The 19,369-nt window shown below is 69.5% G+C and carries 13 protein-coding genes and 1 pseudogene; 4 read left to right on the top strand and 10 right to left on the bottom strand.

All coding sequences use genetic code 11. The features are described from left to right. Positions 1–4 precede the first annotated feature (4 nt). The gene (locus ACIPSJ_RS03300; protein ID WP_401343036.1) at positions 5–820 is read left to right on the top strand and encodes a DUF3097 domain-containing protein; all 816 of its coding nucleotides are present in this window, start codon (positions 5–7) and stop codon (positions 818–820) included. Between the two features lie 24 nt (positions 821–844). Here ACIPSJ_RS03300 and hemW read toward each other — a convergent pair whose 3' ends face one another. Then, positions 845–2,077, bottom strand: coding sequence for a radical SAM family heme chaperone HemW (gene hemW / locus ACIPSJ_RS03295; protein WP_359224470.1), 1,233 nt, complete (start codon positions 2,075–2,077; stop codon positions 845–847). Positions 2,078–2,188: 111 nt separating this feature from the next. Then, the gene (locus ACIPSJ_RS03290; RefSeq protein ID WP_401343034.1) at positions 2,189–4,180 is read right to left on the bottom strand and encodes a SpoIIE family protein phosphatase; all 1,992 of its coding nucleotides are present in this window, start codon (positions 4,178–4,180) and stop codon (positions 2,189–2,191) included. 102 nt (positions 4,181–4,282) lie between these two features. Between ACIPSJ_RS03290 and ACIPSJ_RS03285 the strand changes: the two genes are divergently transcribed. Next, complete coding sequence (locus tag ACIPSJ_RS03285; protein WP_359224465.1) at positions 4,283–8,386, top strand: HAMP domain-containing protein; 4,104 nt, start codon at positions 4,283–4,285, stop codon at positions 8,384–8,386. A gap of 38 nt (positions 8,387–8,424) precedes the next feature. Next, positions 8,425–8,943: a two-component system response regulator gene (locus tag ACIPSJ_RS03280; protein ID WP_401343031.1), complete on the top strand. Its 519-nt coding sequence runs from the start codon at positions 8,425–8,427 to the stop codon at positions 8,941–8,943. Between the two features lie 71 nt (positions 8,944–9,014). Here ACIPSJ_RS03280 and ACIPSJ_RS03275 read toward each other — a convergent pair whose 3' ends face one another. Both ACIPSJ_RS03275 and lepA read right to left on the bottom strand, forming a co-directional pair. Continuing rightward, positions 9,015–10,889 carry an AMP-dependent synthetase/ligase gene (locus tag ACIPSJ_RS03275; protein ID WP_401343029.1) on the bottom strand — a complete coding sequence of 625 codons (1,875 nt, stop codon included), beginning with the start codon at positions 10,887–10,889 and terminating at the stop codon, positions 9,015–9,017. Positions 10,890–11,161: 272 nt separating this feature from the next. Next, the gene (gene lepA / locus ACIPSJ_RS03270; RefSeq protein ID WP_401343027.1) at positions 11,162–13,036 is read right to left on the bottom strand and encodes a translation elongation factor 4; all 1,875 of its coding nucleotides are present in this window, start codon (positions 13,034–13,036) and stop codon (positions 11,162–11,164) included. A gap of 221 nt (positions 13,037–13,257) precedes the next feature. Here lepA and rpsT point away from each other — a divergent pair, with 221 nt between their 5' ends. Continuing rightward, positions 13,258–13,524 (top strand): 30S ribosomal protein S20, encoded by a 267-nt coding sequence (rpsT, locus tag ACIPSJ_RS03265; RefSeq protein WP_046733201.1) that lies wholly within the window; start codon positions 13,258–13,260, stop codon positions 13,522–13,524. A gap of 231 nt (positions 13,525–13,755) precedes the next feature. Here the strand turns inward: rpsT and holA are convergent, their stop codons facing one another. The 6 genes and pseudogenes from holA to ACIPSJ_RS03235 all read right to left on the bottom strand — a co-directional run bounded on the left by holA (position 13,756) and on the right by ACIPSJ_RS03235 (position 19,362). After that, complete coding sequence (holA, locus tag ACIPSJ_RS03260; protein WP_359224455.1) at positions 13,756–14,745, bottom strand: DNA polymerase III subunit delta; 990 nt, start codon at positions 14,743–14,745, stop codon at positions 13,756–13,758. A 77-nt stretch (positions 14,746–14,822) separates the two neighbouring features. Beyond that, a complete protein-coding gene (locus tag ACIPSJ_RS03255) occupies positions 14,823–15,068 on the bottom strand; it encodes a hypothetical protein (RefSeq protein WP_359224452.1) in 246 nt (81 codons plus the stop codon). Between the two features lie 56 nt (positions 15,069–15,124). Continuing rightward, positions 15,125–16,006 carry a YceI family protein gene (locus ACIPSJ_RS03250; protein WP_359224449.1) on the bottom strand — a complete coding sequence of 294 codons (882 nt, stop codon included), beginning with the start codon at positions 16,004–16,006 and terminating at the stop codon, positions 15,125–15,127. A 174-nt stretch (positions 16,007–16,180) separates the two neighbouring features. Beyond that, positions 16,181–17,053, bottom strand: coding sequence for an arylamine N-acetyltransferase (locus ACIPSJ_RS03245; protein WP_401344554.1), 873 nt, complete (start codon positions 17,051–17,053; stop codon positions 16,181–16,183). 31 nt (positions 17,054–17,084) lie between these two features. Then, positions 17,085–17,372, bottom strand: a pseudogene (locus tag ACIPSJ_RS03240) (ComEC/Rec2 family competence protein); the annotation flags it as partial. 82 nt (positions 17,373–17,454) lie between these two features. Next, positions 17,455–19,362 (bottom strand): TniQ family protein, encoded by a 1,908-nt coding sequence (locus tag ACIPSJ_RS03235; protein ID WP_401343024.1) that lies wholly within the window; start codon positions 19,360–19,362, stop codon positions 17,455–17,457. Positions 19,363–19,369 lie beyond the last annotated feature (7 nt).

The raw sequence follows: 19,369 nt of genomic DNA, 5'->3' as shown, positions 1-19,369 counted from the left end.
CCGAATGCGCCAGTACTCCGCCGACCTGACCCCGCCGTGGAAGAAGCCGAAGCCGGTGCCGGAGGTGGCCGCCGAACCCGGCCTGGTGGTGGAGGAGCCCGGTACCGGCTTCTGCGGCGCGGTGATCCGCTGCGAGGCGGGCACGGTCACCCTGGAGGACCGCTTCGGCAAGCACCGCGTCTTCCCGCTGGAGCCGCGCGGCTTCCTCCTGGAGGGACAGGTCGTCACCCTCGTACGGCCCGCGTCCGGGGGGCCGGTACGCCCGTCCCGTACCGCCTCCGGCTCGGTCGCCGTCCCCGGCGCCCGCGCGCGTGTCGCCCGCGCGGGCCGCATCTACGTGGAGGGCCGCCACGACGCGGAACTGGTCGAGAAGGTCTGGGGCGACGACCTGCGCGTCGAGGGCGTGGTCGTCGAGTACCTGGAGGGCGTCGACGACCTCCCCTCCATCGTGGCCGAATTCGCCCCCGGCCCGGACGCCCGCCTGGGTGTCCTCGTCGACCACCTGCTCCCCGGCACCAAGGAGTGGCGCATCGCCCAGTCGGTCACCAGCGGCCACGCCCTGGTCGTCGGCCACCCGTACATCGACATCTGGGAGGCCGTGAAACCGTCGTCCCTGGGCATCGAGGCGTGGCCGCGCGTCCCGCACGGGCAGGACTGGAAGACGGGCGTGTGCCGGGCGCTGGGCTGGCCCTCGGACAACACGGGCGCGGTGTGGCAGGCGATCCTGGCGAAGGTGACCTCGTACAAGGACCTGGAGCCGGAGCTGCTGGGCCGGGTGGAGGAACTGATCGACTTCGTCACGGGCGGCGATGGGGCCTGACGCCCCGTTCACCCACCGGAGTGATCAGTCCACCAGGTCCCTGACCACGGCGTCCGCCAGCAGCCGCCCGCGCAGTGTCAGCACGGCCCGCCCCTCGTCGTAGGCCCCCTGCTCCAGGAGTCCGTCCGACAGGGCCCGGCGCGACGCCCTGAGCCCGTCCTCCTTGAGGAGCGCCAGCGGCACGCCCTCGCGCAGCCGCAGCTCCAGCAGGATGCGCTCCACCCGGCGGTCCTCGTCCGTCAGGAGTTCGCGTCCGGCGCCCGGGGAGCGTCCGGACGCGAGGGCCGCCGCGTACGCCCCCGGGTGCTTGACGTTCCACCAGCGCACCCCGCCCACGTGGGAGTGCGCCCCCGGTCCGGCGCCCCACCAGTCGGCGCCCCGCCAGTACAGCTCGTTGTGCAGGCAGCGGGCCGCCTCGGAGGTGGCCCAGTTGGACACCTCGTACCAGTCGAAGCCCGCGTCCGTCAGCACCGACTCGGCGATCAGGTAGCGGTCGGCGTGGACGTCGTCGTCGGTCATCGGGACCTCGCCGCGGCGGATCCGGCGGGCGAGCTGGGTGCCCTCCTCGACGATCAGCGCGTACGCCGACACATGGTCGGGACCGGCCCCGATCGCCGCCTCCAGGGAGGCCCGCCAGTCGTCGTCGGACTCGCCCGGGGTGCCGTAGATCAGATCGAGGTTGACATGCTCGAAGCCGGCCGCGCGGGCCTCCGCGACGCATGCCTCGGGGCGGCCGGGGGTGTGCGTGCGGTCGAGCACCCGCAGCACGTGCTGCCGCGCGCTCTGCATGCCGAAGGAGATCCGGTTGAAGCCGCCCTCCCGCAGAGCCGCCAGATAGGCCGGGTCGACGGACTCCGGGTTCGCCTCCGTGGTGACCTCGGCGTCCGCCGCGAGCCCGAACTCGTCCCGGATCGCGCCCAGCATCCGTACGAGATCGGCGGCGCCCAGCAGCGTCGGCGTACCGCCCCCGACGAACACGGTCCGCACCTCGCGCGGGTCGTCGCCGAGGACCTTCCTGGCCTGCCTGACCTCGTCGATCAGCGTGTCCGCGTAGTTGTCGCGGGAGGCCAGGACACCGCCGGTGCCGCGCAGCTCGGTCGCGGTGTACGTGTTGAAGTCGCAGTAGCCGCAGCGGGTCGCGCAGTAGGGGACGTGCAGGTAGAACCCGAGGGGGCGGGCGGCGGCCCCGGCGAGCGCGGAAGCGGGGAGCGCGCCGTCGTCGGGGACGGGCTCGCCGTCGGGGAGTGCGGAAGGCATGTCCTCCATTGTCCCGTACGGCGCCGGTCGCTCCGCCGGTCACTCCGCCGGTCACTCCGCCAGTCGCTCCGCCAGTCGCTCCGCCGGTCGCTCCACCGGTCACTCCGCCGGTCACTCCGCCTGGAGGACGAGCAGCGCCAGGTCGTCCTCGGGCTGGCCGCCGCCGAACTCGTGGACGAGCCGTCTGATCCGTTCGGCGATCAGCTCCGCGCTCAGCCCCGCGCAGCCGGCCAGCGCCCGCGCGAGCCCGTCGCCGTCGTCGAACTGGCGGGTGCCGGAGCGGCGCTCGGTCACCCCGTCGGTGACGCACAGCAGGCTGTGGCCGGGCGCGAGCTCGACGGTCTCGCTGGTGTACGTCTCGTCCTCGATGACCCCGAGCAGGGTCTGCGGCCGGGCGGCGGTGCTGACCTCGCCGTCGGGGCCGAGGAGCAGCGGCAGCGGGTGCCCGGCGGAGGCGAGGGTGCAGCGGACCCCGCCGCCCTCCAGCGGGGTGAGCTCGCCGTAGAGGAGGGACAGGAAGCGGGTCTGCGGGCCGTCGCCGGGCGGCAGGGGGCGGCCGCCGGCGGCGACCAGGGCGCGGGCGGCGGCGTCGGCGGCCTCGGTGGCGTCGTCGAGGAGGAGCTGGTTGAGGCGGTCCAGGACGTCGGCGACCCGGTAGCCCTCCCGGGCGAGCAGGCGCAGCCAGGGCCGGGCGAGCCCGATCACGACGGCGGCCTCGGGGCCCTTGCCCTGGACGTCGCCGACGGCGAAGCACCAGCGGCCGTCACCGGCCGGGAAGAGGTCGTAGAAGTCGCCGCTCGGTCCGCCCTTGTCGCAGGGTTCGTAGACGAGCGCGCTGCGCACCCCCGGGATCTCGGCGACCGCGCCGGGCAGCAGGCCGCGCTGGAGCACGGCGCTGATGGTGGCCTGGCGGGCGTACTGGCGGGCCGCGCCGATGGCGAGGGCGACCCGGCGGCCGAAGTCCTCGACCAGGCCGGTGATCTCGTCGGGGAAGCCGTCGGGACCGGAGCGTCCGATGACGAGCGTGCCGAGCGGGCGGCCGCCCGCGATCAGCCGGTAGGCGAGCGCCGAGCCGAGGGCGCCCTGCGGGCCGAGCGCCTCGCGGGGCCAGGGATACGGCTCGGGCCCTGACCTCCCCCACTCTCGGCTTCGCTCGATCGGGGGCGCCCCCGTGCCGTCCCGGGCGCAGGGCGGGTCCTTCTCCAGGACGCGGCGCAGTTCCTCGATGCGGTTCTCGCTGCCGTGCCAGACCCGGGCCAGCCGCGGCCCGCCCGCGCCGGTGGGATCGTGCCGGCCGCCGCCGCGCACGGTCGCCTCGTCCTCCAGCCACACCGCGCACCAGTCGGCGAGCCGGGGCACGATCAGCTGGCCGGTGAGCGCGGCCACCAGGTTCTCGTCGAGCTGCCCGGCGAGCAGGTCGGAGGCCTCGGCGAGGAAGGTGAGGGCGCCCCGGTTGAGCCAGTCCCGGTCGCGTTCGGGGCGGTGGGAGCAGGCCCGCGCGGGGTCGTCCGCGGGGGCGGGCGGCTCGGGGGCGAGGATCTCGGCGACCTTCAGTTCCTGCTCGTCGGGGAGCGTGCCGCCGCGGCCGGTCAGCCGCGCCCACACCGACTTCGCGCCGGTGCGGTAGGTCACCCCCCAGGACTCGGCGAGCGAGGCGACCAGCCGCAGCCCGCGCCCGAACTCCGGTGTCTCGTACGGCGTCTCGCCCGGGTGGTCGCGCGGGGCGCGGGAGGGGTGGTGGTCGGTGACCTCGACGACGAACGCCGGCTCCTCGTCCTCCTCCGGTGCGTACTGTTCCAGCCACCAGTCGACCTCGACGTCCGTGCCGGCGTGCACCACGGCGTTGGTGACGAGTTCGCTGACGACGACCATGGCGTCCTCGGCGACCCGCTGCCGCTCCCGGCCCAGCAGTCCGCAGTCGATCCACTCGTCGAGGGAGGCGCGCACCAGTGCGCGGGCGGAACCGGGCGCGAGGGGGCTTCCGTGCAGAGTCACGCGCCCCTGGGCGCGTAAGCCCGCGGTCTCGTGCGCGGGCGGGTCGTCGTGCGCGGGCGCCTCGCGGACCCGGGAGGCGGTCTCCCGTTGCGTGGGTATGGCCCCCATGTCCAGCTCCCCGAGCAGTTCGGACGAATACATCCCGATCGATGCGGACAGAGTGACAGACTGACTGCGCCCATAAGCACCGAGTTACCGAAGTGGGCCGCCATGAGTGAGAACAGTGCTACGCGTGTGCTCGAAGACGGACAGAAACTGGAACAACTCCGAGCATCCGAACTGCGCCCTCTGCTCGCCGCGATGACCGCCGCCCGCGACGGCGACTTCACCAAGGTGCCGGAGACGGGCGAGGGAATCGTCGGCGAACTCACCGCCGTCTTCAACCAGATCATGGACCGCAACATCCACTTCAACACCGATGTGCGCCGCGTGAAACGGGAGCTGGTGCGCCACGGCCGCCTGGACGAACGCCTGTCGGCGAGTCCCGGCCAGGGCGCCTGGACGTCCCGTGTCAACGACGTCAACCAGGTCCTCGACGCCCTGGTCGCACCGGCGGCGAACGCCACGCGCGTGCTGGACGCGGTGGCCGGCGGCGATCTCACCCAGCGGGTCGATCTGCACGACGGCAGCCGGCAGTTGCGCGGCGATCTGCGGCGGCTGGGCCGCGCGGTGAACAAGATGGTCGACCAGCTGTCCCTGTTCACCGGCGAGGTGACCCGGGTCGCGCGCGAGGTCGGCACCGAGGGGCGGCTCGGCGGCCGGGCCAAGGTGCAGGGGCTCTCGGGCAGTTGGCGGGACGTGACCGAGGCCGTCAACACCATGGCGTCCCGGCTGACCGCACAGGTCCGCGACATCGCCCTGGTGACGACGGCGGTGGCCCGCGGCGACCTGACCCGCACGGTGACCATCGAGGCGACCGGCGAACTCCTGGAACTGAAGCTGACCGTCAACACCATGGTCGACCAGCTCTCCGCGTTCGCCGACGAGGTCACCCGCGTCGCCCGCGAGGTCGGCACCGAGGGCCGGCTGGGCGGGCGCGCCCAGGTGCGGGGTGTGTCCGGTGTCTGGAAGGACCTCACCGACAACGTCAACTTCATGGCGTCGAACCTGACCTCCCAGGTCCGCAACATCGCCCAGGTGACGACGGCCGTCGCCAACGGAGATCTCAGCCAGAAGATCACGGTCGACGCGCAAGGCGAAATTCTTGAACTGAAATCAACCATCAACACGATGGTGGACCAGCTGTCCGCGTTCGCCGACGAGGTCACCCGCGTCGCCCGCGAGGTCGGCACCGAAGGAAACCTCGGCGGCCGGGCCCAGGTCCGCGGCGTCTCCGGCGTCTGGAAAGACCTCACCGACAACGTCAACTTCATGGCGGACAACCTGACGTCCCAGGTCCGCAACATCGCCCTCGTCTCCACCGCCGTCGCCCAGGGAGACCTCGGCAAGAAGATCACTGTGGAGGCGAAAGGCGAGATTCTTGAACTGAAGTCGACGATCAACACGATGGTGGACCAGCTGTCCGCCTTCGCCGACGAAGTCACCCGCGTCGCCCGCGAGGTCGGCACCGAAGGAAACCTCGGCGGTCAGGCCCAGGTCCGCGGCGTCTCCGGCGTCTGGAAAGACCTCACCGACAACGTCAACTTCATGGCGCTGAACCTGACCTCCCAGGTACGCAACATCGCCCAGGTGACGACGGCCGTCGCCAACGGCGACCTCTCCAAGAAGATCACCGTCGACGCGCGCGGCGAGATCCTGGAACTGAAGGACACCGTCAACACGATGGTGGAACAACTGCGGGCCTTCGCCGACGAGGTCACCCGCGTGGCCCGCGAGGTCGGCACCGACGGCCGGCTGGGCGGCCGCGCACAGGTCCTCGGCGTCTCCGGGGTCTGGCGCGACCTGACCGACAACGTCAACTACATGGCCGACAACCTCACCTCCCAGGTCCGCAACATCGCCCAGGTGGCGACCGCCGTGGCACAGGGCGACCTGTCGAAGAAGATCGACGTGGACGCGCGCGGCGAGATCCTCGAACTCAAGACGACCATCAACACGATGGTCGACACCCTGTCCTCGTTCTCCTCCGAGGTGACACGGGTCGCCCGCGAGGTGGGCTCCGAGGGACAGCTCGGTGGCCAGGCCCGCGTGGAAGGCGTGTACGGCACCTGGAAACGCCTCACGACCAACGTGAACGAACTCGCGCTCAACCTCACCACCCAGGTCCGCGCGATCGCCGAGGTCGCCTCGGCCGTGGCCCAGGGCGACATGTCCCGCTCGATCACCGTCGAGACACAGGGCGAGGTCGCCGAACTGAAGGACAACATCAACCTGATGGTGGCCAACCTGCGCGAGACGACCCGCGCGAAGGACTGGCTGGAGTCCAACCTGGCCCGCCTCGCCGCGCTGATGCAGGGCCACCGCGACCTGATGGAGGTCGCCGACCTGATCCTGCGCGAGCTGACCCCGCTGGTGAACGCCCAGTACGGCGCGTTCTTCCTGGCCGACCCGGACGAGGACGGCGCCGCCGTGCGCACGGCCGTACCGGCGAAGGGGCTGGCGTTCATCGCCGGATACGGGTCGGCACAGGGCGCGACGGTCGAGACCGGCGGCCTCCCGGTGCACGGCCTGGTCCACCAGGCGGCCCGCGAGAAGCAGCGGATCCTCGTGGAGGAGACCCCACCGGACTACATCAAGATCAACAGCGGTCTGGGCGAGGCCGCCCCGACCACGATCGTCATCATCCCGATCCTCTTCGAGGACAAACTCCTCGGCGTGATCGAGCTGGCCTCCTTCTCCCGCTTCTCCGACGTCCACCTGGCGTTCTTCGACCAGTTCGTCAACACCATCGGCGTGGCGATCAACACGATCATCGCCAACTCGCGCACGGAGTCCCTGCTCGGCGAGTCGCAACGGCTCGCGATGCAACTCCAGGAACGCTCTGACGAACTGCAGAAACAACAGGCCGAACTGCAGCGCTCGAACGCGGAGCTGGAGGAGAAGGCGGCCCTCCTTGCGACGTCGTCCCAGTACAAGTCGGAGTTCCTGGCGAACATGTCGCACGAACTGCGCACTCCGCTGAATTCCCTGCTGATTCTGGCCCGACTGCTGTCCGACAACCCGGACGGCCATCTCTCCGATCAGGAGGTCCAGTTCGCGACGACGATCCACCGCTCGGGCTCGGACCTCCTCCAGCTCATCAACGACATCCTGGACCTGTCGAAGATCGAGGCCGGCCGGATGGACGTACGCCCCAAGCGCCTCCCCCTGATCAAACTCCTCGACTACGTCCACGCGACCTTCCGCCCGCTCACCCTGGACCGGGGCCTGGCCTTCGAGGTGACCGTCGGCGACGACGTACCGCGCGAGATGTACTCGGACGAACAACGCCTCCAGCAGATCCTGCGCAACCTGCTCTCCAACGCGATCAAGTTCACCGCCAAGGGACGCGTGGAACTACGGGTGAGCCGGGAGAAGGACCCCGCACGCCACTGTGTCCGCGACAGCGACGAGGTGATCGCCTTCGAGGTGTCGGACACCGGCATCGGCATCGCCGCCGAGAAACTCCCGGTCATCTTCGAGGCCTTCCAGCAGGCCGACGGCACCACCAACCGCAAGTACGGCGGCACCGGCCTCGGGCTGTCCATCAGCCGGGAGATCGCGGGCCTGCTGGGCGGCCGTATCGTCGCGGAGAGCGAACCGGGCAAGGGCTCGACGTTCACGCTGTACGTCCCGGTCGTCAGCCCCGGCCACACGGCGGCGGGCCCCACCCCCAAGGACCACGCCCTGCCGGTCCTCGGCCCCGCCCCGGCCACCGCCCCCGACACCGACGACGCCTGGCCGGCCCCGACCAGGCTGGAGGCCTGGCAGACGGGCCGCGCGGGCCGGATCCTCCCCGGCCGCCGCGTCCTGATCATCGACGACGACATCCGCAACGTGTTCGCCCTCACCCATGTCCTGGGGCGGGTCGGCATGCCGGTGCTGTACGCCGAGAACGGCCGGGAGGGCATCGAGACCCTGGAACGCAACCCGGACGTCGAACTGGTCCTGATGGACATCATGATGCCGGAGATGGACGGCTACGAGACCATCGCGGCGATCCGCCGCGCCCCCCGCTGGACGGGCCTGCCGATCGTCGCCCTCACCGCGAAGGCCATGCCCGGCGACCGGGAGAAGTCCATCGCGCGCGGCGCCAACGACTACGTGCCCAAACCGGTCGACGTCGACCGGCTGCTCACCGTCGTCTGCGCGCTCCTGGACCCCGACGGCACCGAGGACAGCGAGACGGCCGACAACGAACGGACGGAGCAATGATCCCTGACGAGCGGGCCGGCATCCTCCTGGTCGACGACATGGAGGACAACCTGATCGCGCTGGAGGCCGTTCTGGCGTCGTTGAACGAGCCGATCGTACGGGCGCGTTCCGGCGAGGAGGCGATGAAGGCGCTGCTGCGCCGCCGTTTCGCCGTGGTCCTTCTCGACATCCGTATGCCGGGCATGGACGGCTTCGAAACCGCCGCGAACATCAAACGCCTCGACCAGACGAAAGACGTCCCGATCATCTTCCTGACGGGAGCGGAGGAGGAGGCGGGGTACGCGTTCCGGGGCTACGCGACGGGCGCCGCCGACTATCTGACGAAGCCGTTCGATCCCTGGGTGCTGCGGGCGAAGGTCAACGTCTTCCTTGAACTGCACCGGAAGAACCAGCAGCTGCAGACCCTGCTGGCACGGGAAAAAGCGGATTTCAGTGAGCTGAGCAAGCGGCTGGCGGTGCTGGAGGACCGGCTCGGCGAGGAACCCGTCGACGTGGCAACGCTGCGAGAAGAAGCCAGGGAACTGCGGCGACTGCTCGGCCAAGGCAGGCCGCACTGACCGGAAGGGGCGCGGGGAGCTGCGTGAACAGCCCCCACGCGCCCGCGCCCTGCGACGAGCCCCTCAGTCCCTCAGGCCTCCCGGGTCCCCGCGTACATCTCGTCGATGAGGTGCTTGTACTCCCGCTCCACGACCGGCCGCTTCAGCTTCAGGCTCGGCGTGATCTCCCCGTGCTCCACGTCGAGGTCCCGGGGCAGCAGCCGGAACTTCTTGATGGTCTGCCACTTCTGCAGCCCGCCGTTGAGCTCCTTGACGTACCCGTCGACCATCTCGACGGTCGCCGGCGCGGCCACCACGTCGCCGTAGGACTTGCCGCCCAGGCCGTTGTCCTTGGCCCACTCCAGGATCGCGACCTCGTCGAGGGCGATCAGGGCGGTGCAGAAGTTCCGGTCGGCGCCGTGCACGAGGATGTTGGAGACGTACGGGCAGACCGCCTTGAACTGTCCCTCGACCTCGGCGGGCGCGATGTACTTGCCGCCGGACGTCTTGATGAGGTCCTTCTTGCGGTCGGTGATCCGCAGATAGCCGTCGGGGGACAGCTCGCCGATGTCACCGGTGTGGAACCAGCCGTCGCTCTCCAGGACCTCGGCGGTCTTCTCGGGCAGCCCGTGGTAGCCCTGCATGATGCCGGGGCCGCGCAGCAGGATCTCGCCGTCGTCGGCGATCCGCACCTCGCAGCCGGGCAGCGGCTTGCCGACCGTACCGGTGCGGTAGGCCTCGCCGGGGTTCACGAAGGACGCGGCCGAGGACTCCGTGAGGCCGTAGCCCTCCAGGATGTGCACACCGGCGCCGGCGAAGAAGTAGCCGATCTCCGGCGCGAGCGCGGCGGAGCCGGAGACACAGGCCCGCAGTCGCCCGCCGAAGGCCTCCCGCAGCTTGCTGTAGACGAGCCCGTCGGCGACCTTGTGCTTCGCGGTGAGGCCGAAGGGGGCGGTCGCGGCACCGGTGCGGCGGAAGTTGTCCTGGGTGACCTTGGCGTACTCGCGGGCGACCTCGGCCGCCCACTGGAAGATCTTGTACTTGGCGCCGCCGCCCGCGCGGGCCTTCGCCGCGACGCCGTTGTAGACCTTCTCGAAGATCCGCGGCACGGCGGCCATGTACGTCGGCTGCACGACCGGCAGGTTCTCGATGATCTTGTCGACCCGGCCGTCGACGGCGGTGACGTGGCCGACCTCGATCTGCCCGGAGGTGAGCACCTTGCCGAAGACATGGGCGAGCGGCAGCCACAGGTACTGCACGTCTTCGCCGCTGATCAGCCCGGTCGCGGCGATCGCCTTCGCCATGTACGACCAGTTGTCCTGCGGCAGCCGTACGCCCTTGGGGCGGCCGGTGGTGCCGGAGGTGTAGATGAGGGTGGCGAGCTGGTCCTTGGTGATCGCGCCGACCCGCTCCTTGATCAGCTCGGGGTGCTTCTCCAGGTACTTGGCACCACGCTGCTCCAGCTCGGCGAGCGTGATGACCCAGTCGCCGGTCTCCACGCCGGCCGCGTCGATGACGACGACCTGGGTGAGCTCGGGCAGCTCGGCGCGCTTCTCGACGGCCTTGGCGACCTGCGCCGCGTCCTCCGCGATCAGCACCCGGCTCTCGGAGTCGGACAGGATGAACGCCGACTCCTCCGCGTTGGTCTGCGGGTAGACGGTCGTGGTGGCCGCGCCTGCGCACAGGATGCCGAGGTCGGCGAGGATCCACTCGACGCGGGTGGAGGAGGCGAGGGCGACCCGCTGCTCCGGCTGGATGCCGAGTTCGATGAGACCGGCCGCGATCGCGTAGACCCGCTCGGCGGCCTGTCCCCAGCTGAGCGACTTCCAGTCGTCCGGGCCCTGGCCGGAAGCCGCGGGCACCGGGTAACGGTAGGCCTCGGCGTCCGGTGTGGCCGCAACGCGATCCAGGAAGAGGGCCGCCACGGAGGGCGGTCGGTTCTCGATCAGTGTCTGTGTGTCGCTCACGACATCCTCCGGGACCCGCGACGATGCGGCTGGCTCAGTGCGGCTGGTTTTACTCACGGTGGGGCTGAAGCTGGTTGTTTAACTCGCGAGTAACTATCGAGCAGGGATCAGACTAAGCCGCGACCGGCCTGTACGTAAGGGGCATCGGCCTGTCTGTTTCCCCGCATGTTCCACGCAGAGCGACCCTACGCACGCGTAGGGGCCCGCCACACTTTCGTACGACGGACCCCTCTTGCACCCGTTTTGCGGACGCGGTCACAAGTTACCCGCGGTTACTTCTTGCTCTTGGCCGATCCCGCGCTGTCATCACTGCTCAGCACGGCGATGAAGGCTTCCTGCGGAACCTCCACGGAACCCACCATCTTCATCCGCTTCTTGCCTTCCTTCTGCTTCTCCAGCAGCTTGCGCTTACGGGAGATGTCGCCGCCGTAGCACTTGGCGAGGACGTCCTTGCGGATGGCGCGGATGGTCTCGCGGGCGATCACCCGCGAGCCGATGGCGGCCTGGATGGGCACCTCGAAGGCCTGCCGCGGGATCAGCTCGCGCAGCTTGGCGACCAGCCGCACGCCGTACGCGTACGCCGCGTCCTTGTGCGTGATCGCCGAGAAGGCGTCGACCTTGTCGCCGTGCAGCAGGATGTCGACCTTGACCAGGCTGGAGGTCTGCTCGCCGGTGGGCTCGTAGTCGAGCGACGCGTAGCCGCGCGTCTTCGACTTCAACTGGTCGAAGAAGTCGAAGACGATTTCCGCGAGCGGCAGCGTGTACCGGATCTCGACCCGGTCCTCCGACAGGTAGTCCATCCCGAGCAGGGTGCCGCGCCGGGTCTGGCACAGCTCCATGATCGAGCCGATGAACTCGCTCGGCGCGAGGATCGTGGCCCGTACGACGGGCTCGTACACCTCGTTGATCTTCCCCTCGGGGAATTCGCTCGGATTGGTGACCGTGTGCTCGGTCCCGTCCTCCATGACCACGCGGTAGACCACGTTCGGCGCGGTGGCGATGAGATCGAGCCCGAACTCGCGCTCCAGCCGCTCCCGGATCACGTCGAGGTGCAGCAGCCCGAGGAAGCCGACGCGGAAACCGAAGCCGAGCGCCGCCGAGGTCTCCGGCTCGTAGACGAGCGCGGCGTCGTTGAGCTGCAGCTTGTCCAGCGCCTCGCGCAGCTCCGGATAGTCGGAGCCGTCGAGCGGATAGAGCCCGGAGAAGACCATGGGCTTCGGGTCCTTGTAGCCGCCCAGGGCTTCCGTGGCGCCCTTGTTCTGGCTGGTGACCGTGTCACCGACCTTGGACTGCCGGACGTCCTTCACACCGGTGATCAGATAGCCGACCTCGCCGACGCCCAGTCCGTCCGCGGACAGCATCTCCGGCGAGTTCGTCCCGATCTCCAGCAGCTCGTGCGTGGCGCCCGTCGACATCATCTTGATGCGCTCACGCTTGTTGAGCTGGCCGTCGATGACACGGACGTACGTCACGACACCGCGGTAGGAGTCGTAGACCGAGTCGAAGATCATCGCGCGGGCGGGCGCGTCGGCGACGCCGACCGGCGCCGGGATCTCCTTGACGACCCTGTTCAGCAGCGCGTCGACGCCGACACCGGTCTTCGCGGAGACCCGCAGCACGTCGTCCGGGTCGCAGCCGACCAGGTTCGCCAGTTCCTCGGCGAACTTCTCCGGCTGCGCGGCCGGCAGGTCGATCTTGTTGAGCACGGGGATGATCGTGAGGTCGTTCTCCATCGCCAGGTAGAGGTTGGCGAGGGTCTGCGCCTCGATGCCCTGGGCTGCGTCGACGAGAAGGACAGTCCCCTCGCAGGCCGCCAGCGACCGCGACACCTCGTACGTGAAGTCGACGTGCCCCGGGGTGTCGATCATGTTGAGGATGTGCGTGCTGCCCTGGTCCGGGCCCTCGGTGGGGGCCCAGGGCAGACGCACCGCCTGGGACTTGATCGTGATGCCGCGCTCGCGCTCGATGTCCATCCGGTCGAGGTACTGAGCACGCATCTGCCGCTGCTCGACCACACCGGTCAGCTGGAGCATCCGGTCGGCGAGCGTGGACTTGCCGTGGTCGATGTGCGCGATGATGCAGAAATTGCGAATCAGAGCCGGGGCGGTACGGCTCGGCTCGGGCACATTGTTAGGGGTCGCGGGCACGCAGGGTCCTGTCTCTTGAGGCGCCTTGTGCCTCGGGTCGGATCGATACGTAGCCTCCATGGTCCCATGGAGAGGGACCAGGGACAGGTTTGGGCTGTTGTCCGCCTCGCTGGTAGTGTGGGCAGCTGTGTCTCATGCCCTCTCAGCGCGAGGCACATCTTCTGGAAATCATCGGTACGGGAGCTTCACGGCTCCGGACCAGAACCTGAAAAGGCTCATTCGTGGCGAACATCAAGTCCCAGATCAAGCGGATCAAGACCAACGAGAAGGCTCGGCTGCGCAACAAGGCCGTCAAGTCCTCCCTGAAGACCGCGATCCGCAAGGCCCGTGAGGCCGCTGCCGCAGGCGACGTCCAGAAGGCCACCGAGCTGCAGCGCGCTGCCGCGCGTCAGCTCGACAAGGCCGTCTCCAAGGGCGTCATCCACAAGAACCAGGCCGCCAACAAGAAGTCGGCGCTCGCTTCCAAGGTCGCGTCCCTCCAGGGCTGAACCTCTTCTTTGATCTGATCGCCGGACGGACCCGGGCGGGCCCTCTCTCATCCGCCCCCGGCCGGCACCCCGGAGCCACGCGCGGCCTGCGTTCGCCACGCGGGCGTGGCTCCTCACAGCACGAACCGAAGCCCCGGTACCCCCCACCCTTCCCCAGGGTGGGACATCGGGGCTTTCGGCACTTCTGACGGATTTCAGGGGCCGAAGGGGGCCCAGCCCCTCCTGGCGGGCTTACCCCCGCCCGCGCGACCGCGCCGCCCGCGCGATGGTCACCACAGCCTTCTCCAGGGCGTACTCGGGATCGTCCCCGCCGCCCTTGACACCCGCGTCGGCCTCGGCGACGGCCTGCAGTGCCACGGCGACCCCGTCCGGTGTCCACCCCCGCATCTGCTGCCGTACCCGGTCGATCTTCCACGGCGGCATCCCCAGCTCCCGCGCGAGATCCGCGGGCCGCCCACCGCGCGCGCCGGACAGCTTCCCGATCGCCCGCACCCCCTGTGCGAGCGCACTCGTGATCAGCACCGGAGCGACCCCGGTCGCCAGCGACCAGCGCAGCGCCTCCAGCGCCTCCGCCGTACGACCTTCCACGGCCCGGTCGGCGACGGTGAAGCTCGACGCCTCGGCCCGCCCGGTGTAGTACCGCCCGACGACGGCCTCGTCGATGGTGCCCTCGATGTCCGCGACGAGCTGGGTCACGGCCGACGCCAGCTCCCGCAGATCGCTGCCGATGGCGTCGACCAGCGCCTGACACGCCTCCGGTGTGGCGGACCGTCCCGAGGCCCGGAACTCGCTGCGCACGAACGCGAGCCGGTCCGCGGGCTTGGTCATCTTCGGGCAGGCGACCTCCCGGGCCCCCGCCTTGCGCGCCGCGTCCAGCAGCCCCTTGCCCTTGACGCCGCCCGCGTGCAGCAGCACGAGGGTGATCTCCTCGGCGGGCGCCCCGAGGTACGCCTTGACGTCCTTGATCGTGTCGGCGGACAGGTCCTGCGCGTTGCGGACGACCACGACCTTGCGCTCCGAGAAGAGCGACGGGCTGGTCAGCTCGGCGAGCGTGCCGGGCTGCAACTGGTCCGGGGTCAGATCCCGCACGTCCGTGTCGGCGTCGGCGGCCCGGGCGGCGGCCACCACCTGCTGCACCGCACGGTCGAGCAGCAGGTCCTCCTGCCCCACCGCAAGGGTCACGGGGGCCAGCGGATCGTCATCAGCACTCTTCTTCGCCATCACGCCAAGCATCCCACGGGCCACTGACAACGGGACCGCGCGGCCGGTCGCCCCTCAACGCCGCGGCCACCGGCAGGTCACGGTTCCTCCCGCCACCCGTCCCACTCCCCCGCGAACTCGTCCAGCTCCGCGGGATCAAGCCGCCCGTCCTCGTCGCCCAGCAGCACCAGCCACTGCGCGTCCTCCGCGTCGTCCTCGCCGGCCAGCGCGTCCCGCACCAGCCGCGGCTCCTCGACGATTCCGAACCGCTCCCCGAGCGCCTGGGCCGCTTCCTCCGCCGCGTCCCGGTCCGGCAGCACCAGCACATGTCTCACATCACTCACGGCACCATTCTCGGGCACCACCGGACGCGTCCGGACGACGGCCGTGAAAGAAAAGATCAGCCCTTGGGCACGATCTGCACATCGAGATCGATGCGAATGCTCGGTCCGACGACCGCGATCCCGCGCGCCAGCATGGTCTGCCAGCTCACGGTGAAGTCGTCCCGGTGCAGTTCGGTGGTGGCCCGGCAGGCCGCCCGCGCCTCGCCCTCCATGCCGTTGCCGAGCCCGAGGTACTCCGTGTCCAGCGTGACCGTCCGGGTCACTCCGTGCAGGGACAGCGCCCCGGTCACGGCCCATTTGGTGCCGCCCTTGTGGACAAACCGTTCGCTGTAGAACTCCAGCGTCGGGAACCGCTGCACGTCCAGGAAGTCCGCCGACCGCAGATGGTCGTCCCGCATCCGCACGCCCGTGTCGATGGTCGCGGCGTCGATCACGACGTGCATCGCGGACCGCTCGACGTGCTCGGCGATCCGTACCGCGCCCGCGAACGAGTTGAACCGCCCGTGGATCCGGGCCAGTCCGATGTGCCGGGCGGTGAAGGCGATCGAGGAATGCGTCGGCTCGATCTCCCAGTCCCCCGGCGCCGGCAGCTCCGGCGGCTGGGCGACCTGGAGGGTCACGTCACCGAGCGAGGCGAGGCTGTTCTCGCCGACCAGCGCGGTCGCCCGGTACGGCGTGAACCCCTCGGCGGACACCGCCAGCCGGTACTCCCCGGCCGGCACGGTCGTCACGAACGACCCGTAGGGGTCCGTACCCCCGCTGACCACCGTGCGCCCCATGGTGTCGCTGACCGCGAACTCGGCCTTCGGCACCGGCTCGTTGACCGGGTCGAGCACCCGGCAGCTCAGCACCCCGGCGTCGGGCGGAGTCTGCACCGCCGCGAGGGGGCTCGTCCGCTGCGCGCGGCTCGTTCGGTTTCCCATCAAGCGGCCGAACATCCTCGCCACCCCTGTACGCCTCGCCACCATCCATTACCGAAGACACATTCGATCACTGATGCGGCTTTCGAGGCAACACGAGCCCACATCGCGGGAATCCAGCGCATGCGCCGGGACTACGCACGAGTAGGACGCTACGCGCCAGTAGTAACGTGTTCGACCATCAAGCCCGAATTAGCCATTCCGGTTGGTGTTTCGCAGATTTCGCACAGTCGGCACACGGTTCAGCTCGATCCCGAACCGCTCCCGGTAGACCGCGAGCACCTCCTCGTCGCGCTCCAACTCCCGTTCCTCACGCGACCCGTCGGCCGCCGACACCTTGAACATCCGCCCGCTGAGCGTGATCCGCCCACCGTCCTCGGTGATACGCGAACAGACCAGCGACTGCGTGAAGTGCGACGACGGCGACGTGCTGTGCCACCACGCCCCGGCCGTGAAGTCCCCGAGCACCCGCGGCCTGACCTCCAGCCGGTACTGCGGCCGACCGTCACGCAACACGTCCACGTCCCCGGCCACCGTGCCGTCCCCTCCCTCCCCTCCCCCCGCCCCCGCCGCTCCCCGCACCCCCGCCGCGTCCGGCCCGGCGGCCGTCACCCGGAACGTCCCGCCCGGGTCCGGCTGGTCCCCCCGCTCCGCGAACGCCAGCGGGAAATGGCTGTGCGCCCCGAACCCGACGTCGGCGAGCCACTCGCCCCCGTCCACCGTCCGCACCAGCAGCGCGAGATGGTCGTACGGGATCCCGAGCCGCCCCTCGTCCCCGTACACCCGCCCCGCCAGCGGTGTCACCCCGAAACCGAGGGCGGTCAGCAACGCCGCGAAGGCTCCGTTGAGTTCGTAGCAGAACCCGCCCCGGCCCGCGCCCACCACCTTGTCCAGCAGCCGCTTCTCCTCCAGCACGATCTCCTCGCCGAGGTGGATCGACAGGTTCTCGAAGGGAATGGTCCGCAGATGCAGCAGATGCAGCTCGCGCAAGGCCTCGGCGGTGGGCCGGGCCGGGCGGGCGGCCCCGACACGGCGGAGGTAGGCGTCGATCTGCGCGGAGTTCAGCGGGTTCACCGGGTTCACCGAGTTCATGCGCTCAGTCTCGCGCCACTACCAGCTCCCCCGCCTCCTTTCCCCGACGGCCGCCGGTCACGGCGAGCGCCCCGTCCCGGTCGGTCCTCAGCACCCTCGCCCCTCCGGCCCGCAGCAGAGCCACCGTGCCCGGAGCCGGATGTCCGTACGGGTTGTCCGCACCACAGGAGATGAGGGCGACCCGGGGCGCCACCAGCCGTATCAGCCGCGGATCCTGATACGCGGACCCGTGATGGGCCACTTTCAGAACATCCACCCGGCCCAGCGCGGCGGCCGCCGGTGATCTGAGAATTTCAGCGAGGCTTGGCACTTTTCAGCGAGAAGTGGCACTGCTTCCGCGTTGCCGGGCGAGGACCTTTCTGGTTCGGTGCTCGTCAGGTCCAGGGGCTGGCGTCGCTGGATGGCGTTTCGCCGCGGTCGATGATGGGGGTGAGGTAGGCAGCGTACTCGTTCAGCGCTGTGATCAGCTGGTCGTCGGTAGGCCTGGTGGTGCGGTGCCGTATGCGGGCCCAGACCGCGTCGACGCTCATCCTCCATTTCTTCTGCGTTTGCAGGTCTTGTTCATCGCTGATGGGGGTCGGGGCGAGGACGTGCTCGCTTTGGGTCACGAGGGCCCAGAGGATGACGGATGCGATGTTCCGCTTCCGATCGGTGCGGTCGATCGGGAACCCACCGCCGGGGGCCACTCCCCCGCCGGGGACGGCGATTCGGGAACTGATCTTTTCCCAAGGCCCTGGTCCGATGCTCCAATTCTGCAGAGCTTCCCTGCGCTGTTCGTAGTCGATCAGGTCGTCACGAGCGTCCAGTTCCGCGGCAAGGTCACGGATTGCGGACTCGAACTCAAGAGGGTTGGGGCGGCTTCGAGCCCACCGGTGAATGCGCTTGGCGCAGTCCGCGAGTCGGAATTTGTCGACGCGGTCGGGAAGGAAGAGACTCATCCGGTCCGCGGCCTTCTGGATCGATCCGCCGGATGCTGTCTGGCAGAGTCGCAGTGCGACGGTGCGCCGCAGATGGACAGTCGTGGTGCCTTCCATGTGAGCGAAGTACCGCTGATACCAGTCCTCTTCGAGGAACTGCGGGATGTGTTCGGGGCGGAAGCGGGTCATGTGGACCGGTTCTTTCAGGTTCCTCGCAAGGTTCGTTCGGGAATAGCTGTGGACTACTGACGAGACTGCTCGCAGGAAGCCTTCTGAGCAATCGGGCCGGGTGTCGAGAAAGGTTCGGGTCCAGCCGACTTTGGATGGACGGCAGTCAGCGCCCCCGGTCAGGATCCTCAGGTGGCCGGCGAAGCCGTCCGGATTGTGCGCCCTCAGCAGTCGGTCTGCGGCCATGAGGAGGGCTGCATGCGGTCGTGCTGCCAGCTGGGGCGTGTCGCTGACGGTTCGGAGGAACCTCGACTGCGAGATATTTCCCTCGCTGTCGACAAGGCCGTTCTCCAGGGACGCAGTGAGTTCCGGACTGTCCAGAAGATGACGGGAGTTGGGCCAGGATGTCCGCAGTAGTTGGCAGGTTGATCGCAGGTCGTTGAAGTAGTGAGCCGGAGTCGTCTCGTGCCCGAGAATCTCAACGGTCTCAGGACCGTCCGGGTTCAGCAGGTCCAGCAGGAATTTCTGGAACTTCCGAAATTTGGGCGGTAGCGGCTGAACGGAGACTGGGCTCTGGTCCAGGCGGTGCCCGCAGTTTCTATCGATGAATGCTCTGCATTGTGCGGGGTGCAGGTTGTCTTCCACCCAGCGGGGCATGCGCTTGGCTGTGTTGCGGGTCTCGGTGCTGAGGACCAGCGAATTGCAGGCGGGGCAGGTGTGTTCCAGGAAGCGGCGGTGGTCCAGGCAGGAGAAGACGGGCGGAAGGCGCCAGGTCTTCTTCCAGGCTCCGCCGAAGGCTCGTTCCACGGGGTTGTCGTGGCCGGCCAGGCACTGCGGGCAGTATCGCGTGGAGCGCGTGAACAGCCAGCGGTGCTTGGAGTTCACCTGGCCGTTCCGACCGGTCGTGGAGGGTTGTGCGGGCGGGTAGCGGTCGCTGTAGGTGTCCAGCAGCATGGCGTCGACCTCGGCGTCCGCGGCCTTGATCATCGTGGCGAAGGTGTGCTGCCGCTCGGCGGACAGGCCGATGAGAAGCGGCATCGGCATGGCCGCCTCCTGCGGGCGACCGGTCAGCCCGGTGCGGACGGCCAGCTCGGCTGGTGAGGTGTCCAGCCGGAAGGCGAGCCGGAGAAGGAATCCGGGCAGGGACTCGTCCGGCAGCGGTGGAAGGCTTCGGGCGAGGGGACGCAGCGGGGGCATCGCCGGC

The organism is Streptomyces sp. NPDC090088, from assembly GCF_044747345.1.
Lineage (GTDB): Bacteria > Actinomycetota > Actinomycetes > Streptomycetales > Streptomycetaceae > Streptomyces.
Note: the sequence above shows the minus strand (reverse complement) of the source record. Positions and strands in the feature narration are given on the sequence as shown.